Origin of the sequence: Paraburkholderia ribeironis, assembly GCF_900019265.1 — a bacterium.
GTDB classification, from domain to species: domain Bacteria; phylum Pseudomonadota; class Gammaproteobacteria; order Burkholderiales; family Burkholderiaceae; genus Paraburkholderia; species Paraburkholderia ribeironis.
Map to the genome: position 1 here is coordinate 1 of NZ_CYGX02000050.1, position 18,062 is coordinate 18,062.

General features: G+C 59.6%; 12 protein-coding genes and 1 tRNA gene. All 13 read right to left on the reverse strand.

Annotated features, from left to right (window positions below; translation table 11 throughout):
* Positions 1–87: 87 nt before the first annotated feature.
* The 13 genes from fusA to BN2475_RS22665 all read right to left on the reverse strand — a co-directional run bounded on the left by fusA (position 88) and on the right by BN2475_RS22665 (position 17,979).
* The gene (fusA, locus tag BN2475_RS22605; protein WP_094781731.1) at positions 88–2,190 is read right to left on the reverse strand and encodes an elongation factor G; all 2,103 of its coding nucleotides are present in this window, start codon (positions 2,188–2,190) and stop codon (positions 88–90) included.
* 132 nt (positions 2,191–2,322) lie between these two features.
* Positions 2,323–2,793, reverse strand: coding sequence for a 30S ribosomal protein S7 (rpsG, locus tag BN2475_RS22610; RefSeq protein WP_006053291.1), 471 nt, complete (start codon positions 2,791–2,793; stop codon positions 2,323–2,325).
* Between the two features lie 178 nt (positions 2,794–2,971).
* Positions 2,972–3,352 (reverse strand): 30S ribosomal protein S12, encoded by a 381-nt coding sequence (rpsL, locus tag BN2475_RS22615; protein ID WP_006053290.1) that lies wholly within the window; start codon positions 3,350–3,352, stop codon positions 2,972–2,974.
* A 223-nt stretch (positions 3,353–3,575) separates the two neighbouring features.
* On the reverse strand, positions 3,576–5,423 hold the full coding sequence (gene recQ, locus BN2475_RS22620; protein ID WP_094781732.1) for a DNA helicase RecQ: 1,848 nt from the start codon (positions 5,421–5,423) through the stop codon (positions 3,576–3,578).
* A 225-nt stretch (positions 5,424–5,648) separates the two neighbouring features.
* Entirely contained in the window at positions 5,649–9,887 is a 4,239-nt protein-coding gene (rpoC, locus tag BN2475_RS22625) for a DNA-directed RNA polymerase subunit beta' (protein WP_094781733.1), read from the reverse strand.
* Between the two features lie 21 nt (positions 9,888–9,908).
* Entirely contained in the window at positions 9,909–14,015 is a 4,107-nt protein-coding gene (gene rpoB / locus BN2475_RS22630) for a DNA-directed RNA polymerase subunit beta (protein WP_094781734.1), read from the reverse strand.
* A gap of 370 nt (positions 14,016–14,385) precedes the next feature.
* Positions 14,386–14,763 carry a 50S ribosomal protein L7/L12 gene (gene rplL, locus BN2475_RS22635; protein ID WP_094781735.1) on the reverse strand — a complete coding sequence of 126 codons (378 nt, stop codon included), beginning with the start codon at positions 14,761–14,763 and terminating at the stop codon, positions 14,386–14,388.
* 63 nt (positions 14,764–14,826) lie between these two features.
* A complete protein-coding gene (gene rplJ, locus BN2475_RS22640) occupies positions 14,827–15,330 on the reverse strand; it encodes a 50S ribosomal protein L10 (RefSeq protein ID WP_025601718.1) in 504 nt (167 codons plus the stop codon).
* Between the two features lie 301 nt (positions 15,331–15,631).
* Positions 15,632–16,330, reverse strand: coding sequence for a 50S ribosomal protein L1 (gene rplA / locus BN2475_RS22645; RefSeq protein WP_094781736.1), 699 nt, complete (start codon positions 16,328–16,330; stop codon positions 15,632–15,634).
* Positions 16,331–16,762, reverse strand: a complete 432-nt coding sequence (rplK, locus tag BN2475_RS22650) for a 50S ribosomal protein L11 (protein ID WP_007180146.1) — start codon at positions 16,760–16,762, stop codon at positions 16,331–16,333.
* A 165-nt stretch (positions 16,763–16,927) separates the two neighbouring features.
* On the reverse strand, positions 16,928–17,485 hold the full coding sequence (gene nusG, locus BN2475_RS22655; protein ID WP_007180147.1) for a transcription termination/antitermination protein NusG: 558 nt from the start codon (positions 17,483–17,485) through the stop codon (positions 16,928–16,930).
* A gap of 1 nt (position 17,486) precedes the next feature.
* A complete protein-coding gene (gene secE / locus BN2475_RS22660; RefSeq protein ID WP_094781737.1) occupies positions 17,487–17,867 on the reverse strand; it encodes a preprotein translocase subunit SecE in 381 nt (126 codons plus the stop codon).
* A 36-nt stretch (positions 17,868–17,903) separates the two neighbouring features.
* Positions 17,904–17,979 (reverse strand) — tRNA-Trp (locus BN2475_RS22665).
* Between the last annotated feature and the right edge of the window lie 83 nt (positions 17,980–18,062).

Sequence of the window (18,062 nt, forward strand, 5' to 3'; positions counted from 1 at the left end):
TCACGTGCGGCTTGGTCCGTTCGAATTTACCTTTAGCCATGTTTCTCTTCTTTCAATAAGTTAATCGTTGAATGACTTGCCGCGCGCTTACTTCGACTTCGCGTTGATGATCGCTTCGGACACGTTGCGCGGTGCTTCGGAGTAGTGCTTGAACTCCATCGTATACGTGGCGCGACCTTGGGTCAGCGAACGCAGCGACGTCGAGTAGCCGAACATTTCCGACAGCGGTACTTCTGCGCGGACGATCTTGCCGCCGCCGACCATGTCATCCATGCCCTGAACGATACCGCGACGACCCGACAGGTCGCCCATCACGTTGCCCATGTAGTCTTCCGGCGTTTCGACTTCGACGGCCATCATCGGTTCGAGGATGACCGGCTGAGCCTTGCGCATTGCTTCCTTGAACGCCATCGAACCGGCCATGCGGAACGCATTTTCGTTCGAGTCGACGTCATGGTACGAACCGAACGTCAGGTGAACTTTCACGTCAACGACCGGGAAGCCTGCCAGCACGCCAGCCTTCAGCGTTTCCTGGATACCCTTGTCGACTGCCGGGATGTATTCACGCGGAATCACACCGCCCTTGATCTCGTCCAGGAACTCGTAGCCCTTGCCTTGCTCGTTCGGCTCGAGCGTGATGACCGCGTGACCGTACTGGCCGCGACCACCCGACTGCTTGACGAACTTGCCGTCGACATCTTCCGCCTTGCCGCGGATCGTTTCGCGGTAAGCCACTTGCGGTTTGCCAACCGTTGCTTCGACGCCGAACTCACGCTTCATCCGGTCGACCAGAATTTCCAGGTGGAGCTCGCCCATACCCGAAATAATGGTTTGACCCGATTCTTCGTCCGTTTGAACGCGGAACGACGGATCTTCCTGAGCCAGACGATTCAGCGCCAGACCCATCTTTTCCTGGTCCGGCTTCGTCTTCGGCTCAACAGCCTGCGAAATCACCGGTTCCGGGAAAACCATGCGTTCCAGCACGATCGGGCTTTGCGGATCGCACAGCGTGTCGCCGGTCGTTGCGTCCTTCAGGCCGACTGCAGCAGCGATATCGCCTGCGCGGACTTCCTTGATTTCTTCGCGCTGGTTCGCGTGCATCTGCAGAATACGACCGAGACGTTCCTTCTTGTCCTTGGTCGCGTTCAGCACGGTGTCGCCCGAATTCACAACGCCCGAGTACACACGGAAGAAGATCAGCTGGCCGACGAACGGGTCGGTCATGATCTTGAATGCCAGTGCCGAGAACTTTTCGTCGTCAGCAGCGCGGCGCTCACCCTTTTCACCGTTTTCCAGCTCGCCGGTAACCGGCGGAATGTCGATCGGCGACGGCAGGAAATCGAGCACTGCGTCCAGCATGCGTTGCACGCCTTTGTTCTTGAACGCGGTGCCGCACAGCATCGGCTGGATTTCGCAAGCGATCGTACGGTCGCGCAGGCCCTTGATGATTTCCGCTTCGGTCAGCTCGCCTTCTTCGAGGTACTTGTTCATCAAGTCTTCGCTCGACTCAGCCGCAGCTTCGATCATCTTTTCGCGCCATTCATTGCACGTGTCGACGAGTTCTGCCGGGATGTCTTCGTACGAGAACTTGGTGCCCTGGGACGCGTCGTCCCAAATGATCGCCTTCATCTTCATCAGGTCGACGACGCCCGTGAAGTTCTCTTCCGCGCCGATAGGCACCACGACCGGAACCGGGTTCGCCTTCAGACGCAGCTTGAGCTGGTCGTAGACCTTGAAGAAGTTCGCGCCGGTACGGTCCATCTTGTTGATGAACGCGAGGCGGGGAACCTTGTACTTGTTAGCCTGACGCCACACGGTTTCCGACTGGGGCTGCACGCCGCCCACAGCGCAGTACACCATGCACGCGCCGTCGAGCACGCGCATCGAGCGTTCGACTTCAATCGTGAAGTCGACGTGGCCCGGGGTGTCGATGATGTTGATGCGGTGCTCGGCGCGATCGCCGGCCATGCCCTTCCAGAATGCCGTGGTAGCAGCGGAAGTAATGGTAATGCCGCGTTCCTGCTCCTGCTCCATCCAGTCCATGGTGGCAGCGCCGTCGTGAACTTCACCAATCTTGTGGTTCACGCCGGTGTAGAACAGAATGCGCTCGGTCGTCGTCGTTTTGCCGGCGTCGATGTGAGCGCTAATACCGATGTTACGGTAGCGCTCGATAGGTGTCTTGCGAGCCACTTTGATCCTCTATTGGGATAACGCGATGCGAGAAAGTACCCGTCGCGCTGTAACACAAACGGGCGAGTCGCTTTGTAAGCGCACCCGCCCGGAATTTCTTTCCGCTTTCCGCTAAACCCAGGGTCGGGAAGCTTAGAAACGGAAGTGCGAGAACGCCTTGTTGGCTTCTGCCATCCGGTGAACTTCGTCGCGCTTCTTCATTGCGCCGCCACGGCCTTCGGCCGCTTCGGAGAGTTCACCTGCCAGACGCAGGGCCATCGACTTCTCGCTGCGCTTCTTCGCGGCTTCACGCAGCCAACGCATCGCCAATGCCATACGACGCGACGGACGCACTTCGACCGGAACCTGATAGTTCGCACCACCAACGCGGCGGCTCTTGACTTCGACCACCGGCTTGACGTTGTTGAGCGCTACCGTGAACACTTCCAGCGGGTCCTTGCCACCCTTGGTCTGGATCTGTTCGAAAGCGCCGTACACGATACGCTCGGCAACCGACTTCTTGCCGGAGAGCATCAGCACGTTCATGAACTTAGCTACATCTACGTTACCGAACTTCGGATCCGGCAACACTTCCCGCTTGGGGACTTCGCGACGACGCGGCATGTTTCTTCCTTTAACTTTTCAGTTGGAGCTACTGTTAGCCCCGCGGCCACCAACTAACCCGATTCATCTTCAAGACTTACCAGCCTGGTCGGGTGACCACTTACTCGGCAGTACCGGCAATTCCAGCACCACCGCCATTACCGCCTTTGCAGGCGACCTGAAACTACTGACCGGCTAATTACTTGCCAGCCTTGGCACGCTTCGCACCGTACTTGGAGCGAGCCTGCTTACGATCCTTGACGCCCTGGGTATCCAGCGAGCCGCGAACCATGTGGTAACGCACACCCGGCAAGTCCTTGACACGGCCGCCACGAATCAGCACGACCGAGTGTTCCTGCAGGTTGTGGCCTTCACCACCGATGTACGAAATGACTTCGAAGCCGTTCGTCAGGCGCACCTTGGCAACCTTACGGAGTGCCGAGTTCGGCTTCTTCGGCGTCGTGGTGTACACACGGGTGCACACGCCGCGACGCTGGGGGCAGTCCTGCAAAGCCGGGCTCTTGCTCTTCGTCGTTTCCGACGTGCGGCCTTTGCGAACCAGTTGATTGATGGTTGGCATTTTGTTTATTCCTGAAATTGAACAAAATCGACGCATCTGTTTCCGGGCAAAGCAGAAACGATTGCGCATCGAACTTCCGGATGGACTGCATGTGCGTGAATTGGCTTCGCGCGCAAGCATTCCAAGAACCGGAACCTAGCATAATATTCCGAAAACCCTAACGGGGTCAACAGCTTGCGATATTTCGGACTCCCGCCGACCTGCGCAGGAACGTGAGATACGCTCAGTCGGCGGCGACGACTTCCAGCAATTCGTCGCCGAAACGATCGAGCTTGCGGGCGCCCATGCCGGGAATGCCACGCAAATCATCAATCGAATCAGGGCCGGAGCGGGCGATCTCGGCCAGCGTCGCGTCGTGGAAAATAACGTAGGCTGGCACGCCGTCGCTCTTTGCCGTTTCGGTGCGCCAAGCGCGCAGGCGCTCCCAGCGAGCGCGCTCGCGCGGCCCCATGCCGACCGTCGGATCGGCGCGCTCGCTGGTGCGCCCGGACGACTGGCGGGTGCGGGTCGGCTTGACATAGCGGCGCATCGTTACGTGCTGCTCGCCCCTGAGCACCGGCTTGCTTGCTTCGGTGAGGACCAGCGAGCCAAATCCCTCATGGTCGACTGTCAGGTAGCCGAATGCGACGAGCTGCCGGAACACTGCGCGCCACTCCGGCTCACCGAGCGCCGCGCCGATGCCGAAAGTGGTGAGTTTCTCGTGGCCTCGCTGCATGATTTTCTCGCTGCGATTGCCGCGCAGAATGTCGATCAGGTGGCCGGCGCCGAAGTGGAATCCGCTTGCCCGCTGCGCCCGGAATACGCATGACAGCGCCATCTGCGCTTCACGCGTTGCATCCCAGGTAGGCGGCGGCTCGAGACAGTTGTCGCAGTTGCCACACGGCTGACTCGTTTCGCCAAAGTAGGCGAGCAGCCGCACGCGCCGGCAGGTTGCCGCTTCGCACAGACCGAGCAGCGCATCCAGCTTGCCGGTTTGTAGGCGCTTGTGGGCATCGTCGGCGTCCGACTCGTCGATCATCTTGCGCTGTTGCACGACGTCGCCAAGACCATAGGCCATCCATGCGTTGGACGGCAGTCCGTCGCGGCCCGCACGGCCAGTTTCCTGGTAGTAGCCTTCGACGCTTTTCGGCAGATCCAGATGCGCGACGAACCGCACGTCGGGTTTATCGATGCCCATGCCGAACGCGATCGTCGCGCACATCACGATGCCTTCCTCGCGCTGGAACATCTCCTGATGTTTCTGGCGCACCTCGAACTCCATGCCGGCGTGGTACGGCAGCGCGCGCATGCCCTTTTCCTTCAGCCACTCGGCCGTTTCTTCCACCTTGCGGCGCGACAGACAATAGACGACGCCCGCGTCAGTAGTGCCGTCCGGCTTCGAATGTTCGGAGCGGATGAAGTCGAGCAGCTGCGCACGCGCGTTGTCCTTTTCGGCGATGCGATAGCGGATGTTCGGCCGGTCGAAGCTCGATACGAACACACGCGCATCTTCGAGCGCGAGACGATGAATGATTTCGTCCCGTGTGATCGCGTCCGCAGTGGCCGTGAGCGCGATCCGCGGCACGTTCGGGAAGCGCTCGTGCAGCACCGACAACTGGATATATTCAGGCCGGAAATCGTGCCCCCACTGCGACACGCAATGCGCTTCGTCGATTGCGAACAGGCCGATGCGCGTGCGCTCCAGCAACTCCTGGAAACGCGGCGTCATCAGGCGTTCCGGCGCGACGTAAAGCAGGTCGATCTCGCCGTCGCGCAACGCCCGCTCGGTGGCCATTGCCTCGGCGCTCGACAGCGTCGAGTTGAGATACGCCGCTCTTACGCCGACTTCTGTGAGCGCGGCCACCTGATCCTGCATCAGCGCAATCAGCGGCGAAACCACGATGCCCGTACCGAAGCCGCCTTCCCGTCGCACCAGCGACGGAATCTGATAGCACAGCGATTTGCCGCCGCCCGTCGGCATCAGCACGAGACAGTCGCCGCCACCGGCGACGTGCTCGACAATTTCGCCCTGCTGCCCTCTGAACGCGGGATAACCGAAGACTTCGTTGAGGATTTCGAGCGGACGGGACATGAATTTGAGAGAAGCTGCCAAGAGAGGCCAAGAGAGCGGCGCAAAGCCGGTGACACGAATTTTACCAACGCATTCGCGCCGCGCCCGCGCTTTGCGACAACCTTGGCCATCCGGCCTAAGAATCCGTCAAAGCGCGACAAACGAAAGCGCACAAAAAAAAGCCGCTCAGTCGAAACTGAGCGGCTTCGCTGGCTGGTGAGCCCATGCGGCTTGCGCCGCCGGGACTTACTCGCCCGAGTGCTGCTGTTCGGCGGCCGGGGTTTCCGGCGTACCGAATTCGAACGACTCTTCCGCTGCGATCTGATCGAAACGCTCGCGGTCGGACAGTTCCTTGCTCTTGCGTGCCTTGTGGAACGCGAGACCCGTACCGGCCGGAATCAGACGGCCGACGATCACGTTTTCCTTCAGACCGCGCAGGTCGTCGCGCTTACCCATGATCGCCGCTTCGGTCAACACGCGAGTCGTTTCCTGGAACGACGCCGCGGAGATGAACGAATCGGTCGACAGCGACGCCTTCGTGATACCGAGCAAGACGTTTTCGTACGTTGCCGGACGCTTGTCTTCCGCGATCATACGGTCGTTCTCGTCGAGCATGTCCGACCGCTCGACCTGTTCGCCCGGGATGAAACGCGTATCGCCGTTGTCCGTAATCTGCACGCGGCGCAGCATCTGACGAACAATCACTTCGATGTGCTTGTCGTTGATCTTCACGCCTTGCAGACGGTACACGTCCTGCACTTCGTCCACGATGTAACGCGACAGCGCTTCGACGCCCTGCAAACGCAGGATGTCGTGCGGATCCGCCGGCCCGTCGACGATCATTTCGCCCTTGTTGACGACCTGACCATCGTGCACCAGAACCTGCTTTTCCTTCGCGATCAGGAACTCGTGCTGGTTGCCCTCGAGGTCCGTGATAACGAGACGCTGCTTGCCCTTCGTGTCCTTACCGAACGACGTCGTACCCGTGACTTCCGCCAGGATACCTGCGTCCTTCGGCGAACGTGCTTCGAACAGTTCCGCCACACGCGGCAGACCGCCGGTAATGTCACGCGTCTTCTGCGATTCGGTCGGGATACGTGCGAGCACTTCGCCGACCTGCACCTGCTGACCGTCCTTCACGGTGATCAGCGCGCCGACCTGGAAGCCGATCTGCACCGAGTGCTCGGTGTTCGGGATCTTGACTTCTTCGCCGCTCGCGTCGAGCAGCTTGACCTGCGGACGCACCGTCTTCGATGCCTGGGTACCGCGACGCTTCACGTCGATCACGACCAGCGTCGACAGGCCCGTCACATCGTCGATCTGCTTCGCAACGGTCACGCCTTCTTCGACGTTTTCGAACTTCACCGTGCCACCGTATTCGGTGATGATCGGACGCGTCATCGGATCCCACGTCGCCAGTTGCGTGCCGGCCTTGATCTGCGCGCCGTCCAGTTGCAACAGCGTCGCGCCGTACGGCACCTTGTGACGTTCGCGCTCGCGGCCGTGGTCGTCGGTGATCATCGCTTCGCCCGAACGCGAGATGACGATCTGCTCGCCCTTCGCGTTGGTGACGTAACGCATCGTCGCCGTGAAGCGCACCGTACCGTTCGACTTCGCTTCAACCGACGAAGCGACCGCCGCACGCGACGCCGCGCCACCGATGTGGAACGTACGCATCGTGAGCTGCGTGCCAGGTTCGCCGATCGACTGCGCCGCGATCACGCCGACTGCCTCACCGACGTTGACCGACGAGCCGCGGCCCAGGTCGCGGCCGTAGCAGGCTGCGCACAGACCGTAACGCGTTTCGCAAGTCAGCGGCGTACGCACGCGCACTTCGTCGATGCCGAGGCGTTCGATTTCTTCGACCGCGTCTTCGTCGAGCAGCGTGCCCGTTTCGTACAGCGTTTCCTGCGATTCCGGGTTGACGACGTCAGCCACCGTCACGCGACCGAGAATCCGGTCACGCAGCGCTTCGACGACTTCACCGCCTTCGACCAGCGCCTTCATCGCGACGCCGTTGGACGTGCCGCAATCTTCCTCGACCACCACCAGATCCTGCGTCACGTCGACCAGACGTCGCGTCAGGTAACCCGAGTTTGCGGTCTTCAGTGCCGTATCAGCCAGACCCTTACGTGCGCCGTGGGTCGAGATGAAGTACTGCAACACGTTCAGGCCTTCACGGAAGTTCGCCGTAATCGGCGTCTCGATGATCGAGCCGTCCGGCTTCGCCATCAGGCCGCGCATACCGGCCAGCTGACGAATCTGAACCGCGGAACCACGAGCACCCGAGTCCGCCATCATGTAGATCGAGTTGAACGATTCCTGACGCGTTTCGTTGCCGTCGCGATCCGTTACCGGTTCCGTCGACAGTTGCTCCATCATCGCCTTGCCGACCGCTTCCGACGTCGCCGACCAGATGTCGACCACGTTGTTGTAGCGCTCTTGCGACGTGACGAGACCCGACATGTACTGACGGTCGTATTCCTTCACCTTTTTCGCGGCGTCGCCGACGATGGTTTCCTTCTGCGGCGGCACGAGCATGTCGTCGACGCAGATCGAGATACCAGCGCGCGTTGCCAGACGGAAACCGGACTGCATCAACTGGTCGGCAAAAATCACCGTTTCACGCAGACCGCACTTGCGGAATGCGGTGTTGATCAGACGCGAGATTTCCTTCTTCTTCAGCGGCTTGTTCAGCACCGAGAACGGCAGGCCCGGCGGCAGGATTTCCGACAGGATTGCGCGGCCGACGGTCGTCGCGTACAGCGAGATCTTCGGCACGAACGCCGGCGCACCTTCCGACTTCTCCTCGTTGTGGACCATTTCGGTGATCCGCACGTTGACGCGCGAAGCGAGCTCGACTTCCTTGTTCTCGTAAGCACGCAGCACTTCCGAGACGCCCGTGAACGTCAGGCCTTCGCCTTTGCCGTTCACCGCTTCGCGGGTCGCGTAGTACAAACCGAGCACGATATCCTGCGACGGCACGATCGACGGATCGCCGTTGGCCGGGAACAGCACGTTGTTCGACGCCAGCATCAACGTGCGCGCTTCCATCTGCGCTTCCAGCGACAGCGGCACGTGAACAGCCATCTGGTCACCGTCGAAGTCGGCGTTGAACGCCGCGCAAACGAGCGGGTGCAGCTGGATTGCCTTGCCTTCGATCAGCACCGGCTCGAAAGCCTGAATGCCGAGACGGTGCAGCGTCGGCGCACGGTTGAGCATGACCGGATGCTCGCGGATCACCTCTTCGAGGATGTCCCACACCACCGGCGTCTGATTCTCGACTTCCTTCTTCGCAGCCTTGATGGTGGTAGCGACACCCATCACTTCCAGCTTGTTGAAGATGAACGGCTTGAACAGTTCGAGCGCCATCAGCTTCGGCAGGCCGCACTGATGCAGCTTGAGCGTCGGGCCGACCACGATCACCGAACGGCCCGAGTAGTCGACGCGCTTACCGAGCAGGTTCTGACGGAAACGACCGCCCTTACCCTTGATCATGTCAGCGAGCGACTTCAGCGGACGCTTGTTCGCGCCGGTCATCGCCTTGCCGCGACGGCCGTTGTCCAGCAGCGAATCGACGGCTTCCTGCAGCATCCGCTTTTCGTTGCGGACAATGATTTCAGGCGCCTTCAGTTCGAGCAGACGCTTCAACCGGTTGTTACGGTTGATCACGCGGCGATACAGGTCGTTCAGGTCCGACGTCGCGAAACGGCCGCCGTCGAGCGGCACCAGCGGACGCAGTTCCGGCGGCAGCACCGGCAGCACTTCGAGGACCATCCAGTCAGGCTTGATGCCCGAACGCTGGAAAGCCTCGAGCACCTTCAGGCGCTTCGCGTACTTCTTGATCTTCGCTTCCGAACCGGTGTTCTTGAGTTCGGTGCGCAGCATCTCGACCTGTTCGTCGATGTTGATCGCGCGCAGCAGTTCGCGAACGCCTTCCGCGCCCATCTCGGCACGGAATTCGTCACCGTACTCTTCGACCTTGTTGTAGTAATCCTCTTCGGTCATGATTTGCCGCGCTTTCAGCGGCGTCATGCCCGGATCGATCACCACGTATGCTTCGAAGTACAGCACGCGCTCGATGTCGCGCAGCGTCATGTCGAGCACCATGCCCAGACGCGACGGCAGCGACTTCAGGAACCAGATGTGCGCAACCGGCGAGGCCAGCTCAATGTGGCCCATCCGTTCGCGACGCACCTTCGCCAGCGTCACTTCGACGCCGCACTTCTCGCAGATCACGCCACGGTGCTTCAGGCGCTTGTACTTGCCGCACAGGCATTCGTAGTCCTTGATCGGACCGAAAATCTTCGCGCAGAACAGACCATCGCGCTCCGGCTTGAAAGTCCGGTAGTTGATGGTTTCCGGCTTCTTGACTTCACCGAACGACCACGAACGGATCTTGTCCGGCGAGGCCAGACCGATCTTGATCGCGTCAAAAACTTCAGGTTGTTGGACTTGCTTGAATAGATCGAGCAAAGCTTTCATCGCTTCTCTCCAGTAGTCCGATTAGTTCCGGTCCAGGTCGATGTCGATACCGAGCGACCGGATTTCCTTCACCAACACGTTGAACGACTCAGGCATGCCGGCATCGATCACGTGATCGCCCTTGACCAGGTTCTCGTAAACCTTGGTCCGGCCCGTCACGTCGTCCGACTTCACGGTCAGCATTTCCTGCAGCACATACGATGCGCCGTACGCTTCGAGCGCCCACACTTCCATTTCACCGAAGCGCTGGCCACCAAACTGCGCCTTACCGCCCAACGGCTGCTGCGTGACCAGCGAGTACGGGCCCGTGGAACGCGCGTGCATCTTGTCGTCGACCAGGTGGTGCAGCTTCAGGTAGTGCATGTAGCCGACCGTCACCGTACGCTCGAACATCTCGCCCGTGCGGCCGTCGTACAGACGCACCTGGTTCTTCGACGGCGTCATGCCGAGGTTCTGCGCGATGTCGTCCGGGAACGCGAGATCCAGTGCGCGCGACATTTCTTCTTCCGTCGCACCGTCGAACACCGGCGTCGCGAACGGCACGCCTTCGCGCAGGTTCTTCGCCAGTTCGACGATCTCGTCGTCTGTGAAGCTGTCCAGCTCTTCGGCGCGGCCCGACTCGTTGTAGATCTTGGTCAGGAATTCGCGCAGTTCTTCGATCTTCGCCTGACGCTGCAGCATTTCGCCGATACGCCAGCCGAGACCCTTCGCGGCCCAGCCCAGATGCACTTCGAGAACCTGACCCACGTTCATCCGCGACGGCACGCCGAGCGGGTTCAGAACGACGTCAGCCGGACGGCCGTCGGCCATGTACGGCATGTCTTCGATCGGCACGATCTTCGACACGACACCCTTGTTACCGTGACGGCCTGCCATTTTGTCGCCAGGCTGCAGACGGCGCTTGACTGCCAGATACACCTTGACCATCTTCAGCACGCCCGGCGGCAGTTCGTCGCCTTGCGTGAGCTTCTTGCGCTTTTCTTCGAACGCCAGGTCGAACTGGTGACGCTTCTGTTCGATCGAGTCCTTGATCGCTTCGAGCTGTGCCGCTGCTTCTTCGTCCGCGAGGCGGATGTCGAACCAGTGGTAGTGGTCGAGATCTTCCAGGTAAGCCTGTTCGATCTTCGTGCCCTTTGCGAGCTTCTTCGGACCGCCGTTCGCGACCTTGCCAGTCAGCATGCGTGCGAGACGCTGGAACGCGTCGCCTTCCACGATGCGCAGCTGGTCGTTCAGGTCGAGGCGATAACGCTTCAGTTCATCGTCGATGATCTGTTGTGCACGCTTGTCGCGCTGAATGCCTTCACGCGTGAACACCTGGACGTCGATCACCGTGCCGCTCATGCCCGACGGCACGCGCAGCGATGTGTCCTTCACGTCCGAAGCCTTTTCACCGAAGATCGCGCGCAGCAGCTTTTCTTCCGGCGTGAGCTGGGTTTCGCCCTTCGGCGTCACCTTGCCGACCAGCACGTCGCCTGCTTCGACTTCCGCGCCGATGTACACGATGCCCGACTCGTCGAGACGGCCAAGTTGCACTTCAGCGAGGTTCGAGATGTCGCGCGTAATTTCTTCCGGTCCGAGCTTCGTGTCGCGAGCCACGACGTTCAGTTCTTCGATGTGGATCGACGTGTAGCGATCGTCAGCCACGACCTTTTCCGAGATCAGGATCGAGTCTTCGAAGTTGTAGCCGTTCCACGGCATGAACGCGATCAGCATGTTCTGGCCGAGCGCGAGTTCGCCGAGGTCCGTCGACGCGCCGTCAGCCAGCACGTCGCCGCGTGCAACCTTGTCGCCCATCTTTACGATCGGACGCTGGTTGATGTTCGTGTTCTGGTTCGAACGCGTGTACTTGATCAGGTTGTAGATGTCGACACCGACTTCACCCGCGACTGCTTCGTCGTCGTTCACGCGAATCACAATACGGCCCGCGTCGACGTAGTCGACCACACCGCCGCGGAACGCCTGAACCGTCGTACCCGAGTCGACCGCCACCGTGCGCTCGATACCCGTACCAACCACGGCCTTCTCAGGACGCAGACACGGCACAGCCTGACGCTGCATGTTCGAACCCATCAATGCACGGTTCGCGTCGTCGTGCTCGAGGAACGGAATCAGCGAAGCTGCCACCGACACGATCTGCGACGGCGCCACGTCCATGTACTGGATGCGATCCGGCGTAACCATCAGCGTTTCGCCCGCTTCACGCGAGGACACCAGTTCGTCGGTCAGCGTGCCGTCTTCAGCCACGGCCGCGTTCGCCTGAGCGATCACGTAGCGGCCTTCTTCGATCGCCGACAGGTAGTCGATCTGGTCCGTCACCTTGCCGTCCGTCACCTTGCGATACGGCGTTTCGAGGAAGCCGTATTCATTCAGGTGCGCGTACAGTGCGAGCGAATTGATCAGGCCGATGTTCGGACCTTCCGGCGTTTCGATCGGGCACACACGACCGTAGTGCGTCGGGTGCACGTCGCGGACTTCAAAGCCGGCGCGCTCACGCGTCAAACCGCCCGGGCCCAGTGCCGACACGCGGCGCTTGTGGGTGATTTCCGACAGCGGATTCGTCTGGTCCATGAACTGCGACAGCTGCGACGAACCGAAGAACTCGCGAATCGCCGACGAAATCGGCTTCGAGTTGATCAGGTCGTGCGGCATCAGGTTTTCGCTTTCGGCCTGGCCGAGGCGTTCCTTCACAGCCCGTTCGACACGCACGAGACCTGCGCGGAACTGGTTTTCCGCCAGTTCGCCGACGCAACGCACACGACGATTGCCGAGGTGGTCGATGTCGTCCACTTCGCCCTTGCCGTTACGCAGTTCGACCAGGATCTTGATCGTGGCGAGGATGTCGTCGTCTTGCAGCGTCATCGGTCCGACGATCTCGTCGCGACCCACGCGACGATTGAACTTCATACGGCCCACCTTGGACAGGTCGTATGCGTCTTCGCTGTAGAACAGACGGTTGAATAGCGCCTCTACCGCTTCTTCGGTCGGCGGTTCGCCCGGACGCATCATGCGATAGATCGCGATGCGAGCGGCCATCTTGTCCGCGGTTTCGTCGATACGCAGCGTCGACGAGATGTATGGACCTTGATCCAGATCGTTCGTGTAGAGCGTCTGGATGTCTTTGATCTTCGCTTCGCGCAGCTTCTCGAGGACGGTTTCGGTGATTTCGTCGTTCGCGTTGGCGATCACCTCACCGGTGTCGCCGTCGACGACGTTCTTCGCCAGCACGCGGCCGAGCAGATAGTCTTCCGGCACCGAGATGAACTTGGTCTTCGCGTTGTCGAGGTCGCGAATGTGCTTGGCGTTGATCCGCTTGTCCTTCTGGACGATCACATTGCCGTCACGGTCCGTGATGTCGAAACGCGCGACTTCGCCACGCAGACGCTCCGGCACGAATTCCATCTGCGCGCCTTCCGGCATCAGCGTGAAATTGTCGAACACGAAGAAGTTTGCGAGGATCTGTTCCGGCGTGAGGCCGATTGCCTTCAGCAGGATCGTGACCGGCATCTTGCGGCGACGGTCGACGCGGAAGTACAGCACGTCCTTCGGGTCGAACTCGAAGTCGAGCCACGAACCACGGTAAGGAATGATACGTGCGGAGAACAGGAGCTTGCCGGAGCTGTGCGTCTTGCCCTTGTCGTGTTCGAAGAACACGCCCGGCGAACGGTGCAGCTGCGAAACGATCACACGTTCCGTGCCATTGATGACGAACGAACCGGTCGGCGTCATGAGCGGAATTTCGCCCATGTACACTTCCTGTTCCTTCACTTCCTTGACGACCGGCTTGCTTGGCGATTCCTTGTCGAGCAAAACCAGACGCACTTTCGCGCGCAGCGCCGAGCAGTATGTCAGACCGCGCTGCTGACATTCCTTGATGTTGAATGCCGGCGGCGACAGCATGTAGCTGACGAACTCAAGACGTGCGAACCCGTTGTGCGAAACGATCGGGAAAACGGACGTAAACGCAGCTTGCAGGCCTTCCGGCTTGCGCTGCGTCGACGACGTATCTGCTTGCAGAAACGTGCTGAATGATTCAAGCTGGGTAGCCAGCAGGAAAGGTACTTGGTGAACGATGGGGCGCTTCGCAAAACTCTTGCGAATACGCTTCTTCTCGGTGAAGGAATATTGCATACGATCTCCGAATCACGGCGGGCATTGTTGTCGAGGCAGGATACCTTGATGAGACAACCCGAGTGTTCACCGACTGAGACCCGATGGCCGTCCGATGGCTTGAACGAGCCTAGAAGCTTGGTGGTTGGCCGCTACCAACCGCTGGCTGACGGCAGCGGATGCCTGTGTTGCCCGCTACCCGACCAAACTTGCCTTCTGCAGTCGCTTCAGAAGACAAAGAAAAGCGCCGGTCAATGTTGCCGAATGGCGATTTTCTTTGGCTTCTGGGAGTCTCGTTCCTACCGAAACGGCCTTGCAAAAACGCGGCTCCCACAAAGCACAAAAAGGCCGGCGGTGAAAAACCGCCAGCCTTCGCACAGCGCGCTGAAACTTACTTGATTTCAGCCTTCGCGCCGGCTTCTTCCAGCTTCTTCTTGGCTTCTTCAGCAGCAGCCTTCGGTACCGCTTCCTTAACAGGCTTCGGTGCACCGTCGACCAGGTCCTTCGCTTCCTTCAGGCCGAGACCCGTCAGTTCGCGAACAGCCTTAATGACGGAAACCTTGTTCGCGCCGACTTCAACCAGGTTGACCGTGAATTCGGTCTGCTCTTCAGCTGCAGCAGCGCCGCCGCCTGCACCTGCCGGGCCTGCCACTGCAACAGCAGCTGCCGACACGCCAAACTTTTCTTCGAACGCCTTAACCAGCTCGTTCAGTTCCAGAACCGACATCGAGCCTACGGCTTCGAGGATGTCTTCTTTTGCGATTGCCATTTGAAATACTCCTAAATTGAATTCGGATACAGCTAGCGATCAATTACGCTCGGCCGAAGTGCGTTAAGCAGCGGATTCTTCGCCTTGTTTCTTTTCTGCCAGCGCGGCCAAAGCGCGCGCAAAGCCGGAAACAGGTGCTTGCATAACGAACAACAGCTTGGAGAGCAGTTCCTCGCGGCTCGGGATGTTGGCCAGCGCTTGCACGCCTGCCTTGTCCATCACGTTGCCTTCGTAGGCACCAGCCTTGATGACCAACTTGTCATTGCCCTTGCTGAAGTCGTTGACGACCTTGGCAGCAGCAATTGCATCTTCCGAGATGCCGTAGATCAGGGGGCCAGTCATCTGCTCTGCCAGCGGAGCGAACGGCGTACCTTCAACAGCGCGACGCGCCAGCGTGTTCTTCAACACACGAAGGTAAACCTGTTGCTCACGCGCTTTCGCGCGCAGCTTGGTCAGATCGCCAACCGTGATCCCACGATACTCAGCCAGAACCACGGTCTGGGCTTTCGCGACTTGCGCGGCAACCTCAGCGACGACGGCCTGCTTGCTTTCTTTGTTGAGTGGCACGGTTAACCTCCAGATTCGATACACGCAGCGTGCGCCTTGTGTACCGCGTTCAATAACGGCGTCCGACCAGTCAGGAGTATTTCGACCGCCCGACATCCACATTGCTGGGGACATCTAACGGCTTCATCACTACAAAACCTTTTCGGGTTCGCCATCTGCGTTGGCTTTACATTAAGGACCCGCCTGCCTGCTGCGTGCCCGCCAACGGTCTTTGACAACCGGCTGCGCGATGCAGAATGCCACCTCGCAACCGCCCAAAGCCCATAAACCGCCCCGACTGCCGTCGAGGCGATGAAATTTATTACTGTGCTGCGATCGATGCCTGGTCGACGCGAACGCCAACGCCCATCGTGCTCGACACTGCAACCTTGCGCAGGTAGACACCCTTGCTCGTTGCCGGCTTCGCCTTTTGCAGCGCGTCGATGAGAGCGTTCAGGTTGCTGCGCAGAGCCGTCGGCTCAAACGATGCACGGCCGATCGTGGCGTGAATAATACCGGCCTTGTCGACACGGAACTGCACCTGACCAGCCTTGGCGTTCTTGACCGCGGTCGCGACGTCCGGCGTAACCGTACCGACCTTCGGGTTCGGCATCAGGCCGCGCGGGCCGAGGATCTGACCCAGCGTACCGACAACACGCATCGTGTCCGGCGAAGCGATCACGATATCGAAGTCCAGCTTGCCAGCCTTGACCTGCTCAGCCAGATCTTCCATACCGACGACTTCCGCACCAGCTGCACGAGCTTGCTCAGCCTTTTCGCCCTGTGCGAACACGGCGACACGGACTGACTTACCGGTACCAGCCGGCAGCACGACGGAACCACGAACCACCTGGTCCGACTTCTTCGCGTCGATGCCGAGTTGCACTGCAACGTCGATGGACTCGTCGAACTTTGCGCTTGCGCATTCCTTCACGAGCGACAGTGCGTCGTCGATCGCGTACAGCTTCTGACGATCAACCTTGGCTGCAAATGCCTGCAGACGCTTTGAAAGCTTAGCCATTTACACGCCCTCCACGGTGATGCCCATCGAGCGGGCGCTACCAGCGATCGTACGAACCGCTGCGTCCAGATCAGCTGCCGTCAGATCGGGCATCTTGGTCTTGGCGATGTCTTCAGCTTGAGCACGCGTGATCTTGCCGACCTTGTCGGTATGCGGCTTGCTCGAACCCTTGTCGATCTTCGCTGCCTTCTTGATCAGAACCGTAGCCGGCGGCGTTTTCAGGACGAACGTGAAGCTTTTGTCCGCGAACGCGGTAATCACGACCGGAATCGGCAGACCCGGTTCTAGAGCCTGAGTCTGCGCGTTGAACGCCTTGCAGAACTCCATGATGTTCAGGCCGCGTTGGCCCAGTGCCGGACCGACCGGCGGCGACGGGTTGGCTTTGCCTGCAGGAATCTGCAGCTTGATAAAGCCGATGATTTTCTTTGCCATGTTGAAAACCTCTTAGGAACGCCCTATGGGTACATGCGAACGTTCAGTGAGTAGTAACGCGCGTTCGTCGAAAAGCTGACTACTTGCGCTCCTCAACAGCCATTGCGCGGGCCGTAAGCGCGAAATACGGAACGCACCGATTGGTGCGTTCCGTAGAGTTCTGGATTACAACTTTTCGACCTGGCCGAATTCCAGTTCGACCGGCGTTGCGCGGCCAAAGATTGTAACGGAAACACGGACGCGCGACTTTTCGTAGTTCACTTCTTCGACGCTGCCGTTGAAATCTGTGAATGGGCCGTCCTTCACTCGTACCATCTCGCCGACTTCGAACAGGGTCTTCGGACGCGGTTTTTCCACGCCTTCCTGCATTTGCGACATGATCTTCTCGACTTCCCGCGGGGAAATCGGGCTTGGGCGGTTACGCGCACCGCCGACGAAACCAGTCACCTTTGCCGTGTTCTTCACGAGGTGCCACGTCTCGTCTGTCATTTCCATTTCCACGAGCACATAGCCCGGGAAAAAACGACGCTCGGTCACCGACTTATGACCGCCCTTCACCTCGACCACTTCTTCAGTCGGAACGAGGATTTGACCAAACTGGTCTTGCATGCCGGCGCGTTCAATGCGCTCCTGAAGCGCGCGCTGCACGCTCTTCTCCATGCCGGAGTAGGCGTGCACGACATACCAACGTTTGCCGCTCGGGGATGCCGGAGTATCGCTCATATCATTTCCAACCCAGAATCACCGAGAAAATCGCCCATTCGATGGATTTATCACTAACCCAAAGAAAGATCGCCATAACGAACACGAAGCCGAACACTACGAGCGTTGTCTGAGTAGTCTCTTTGCGAGTAGGCCAAACAACCTTGCGAACTTCTTTGTACGAGTCTTTGGCGAAAGCGATGAAACCCTTGCCAGGCGCGGAGAGAAGACCGACTGCAACACCCGCGATCGCACCAACAGCCAAGGCGGCTCCGCGGACGTACCATTCCTGGCCACTCAGCCAGAAGAACCCCACGAACCCGGCCAAGACTAGCAATACGCCCGCGACGAGCATCAGCTTGTCGCTGGATGTATTCACAGTTTCGACGGAAGGATTCGCCATAACACCTTAACGAAGCGCCACATACGACGCGAGAGTTGGCAGGGGCAGAGGGAATCGAACCCCCAACCTTCGGTTTTGGAGACCGACGCTCTGCCAGTTGAGCTATACCCCTAAACCATTTGGGGTTGACGACACCGCCAACCCCGAAACCACCGATCAACGAGAACTGTCTGGCGTTACTCGAGGATCTTTGCA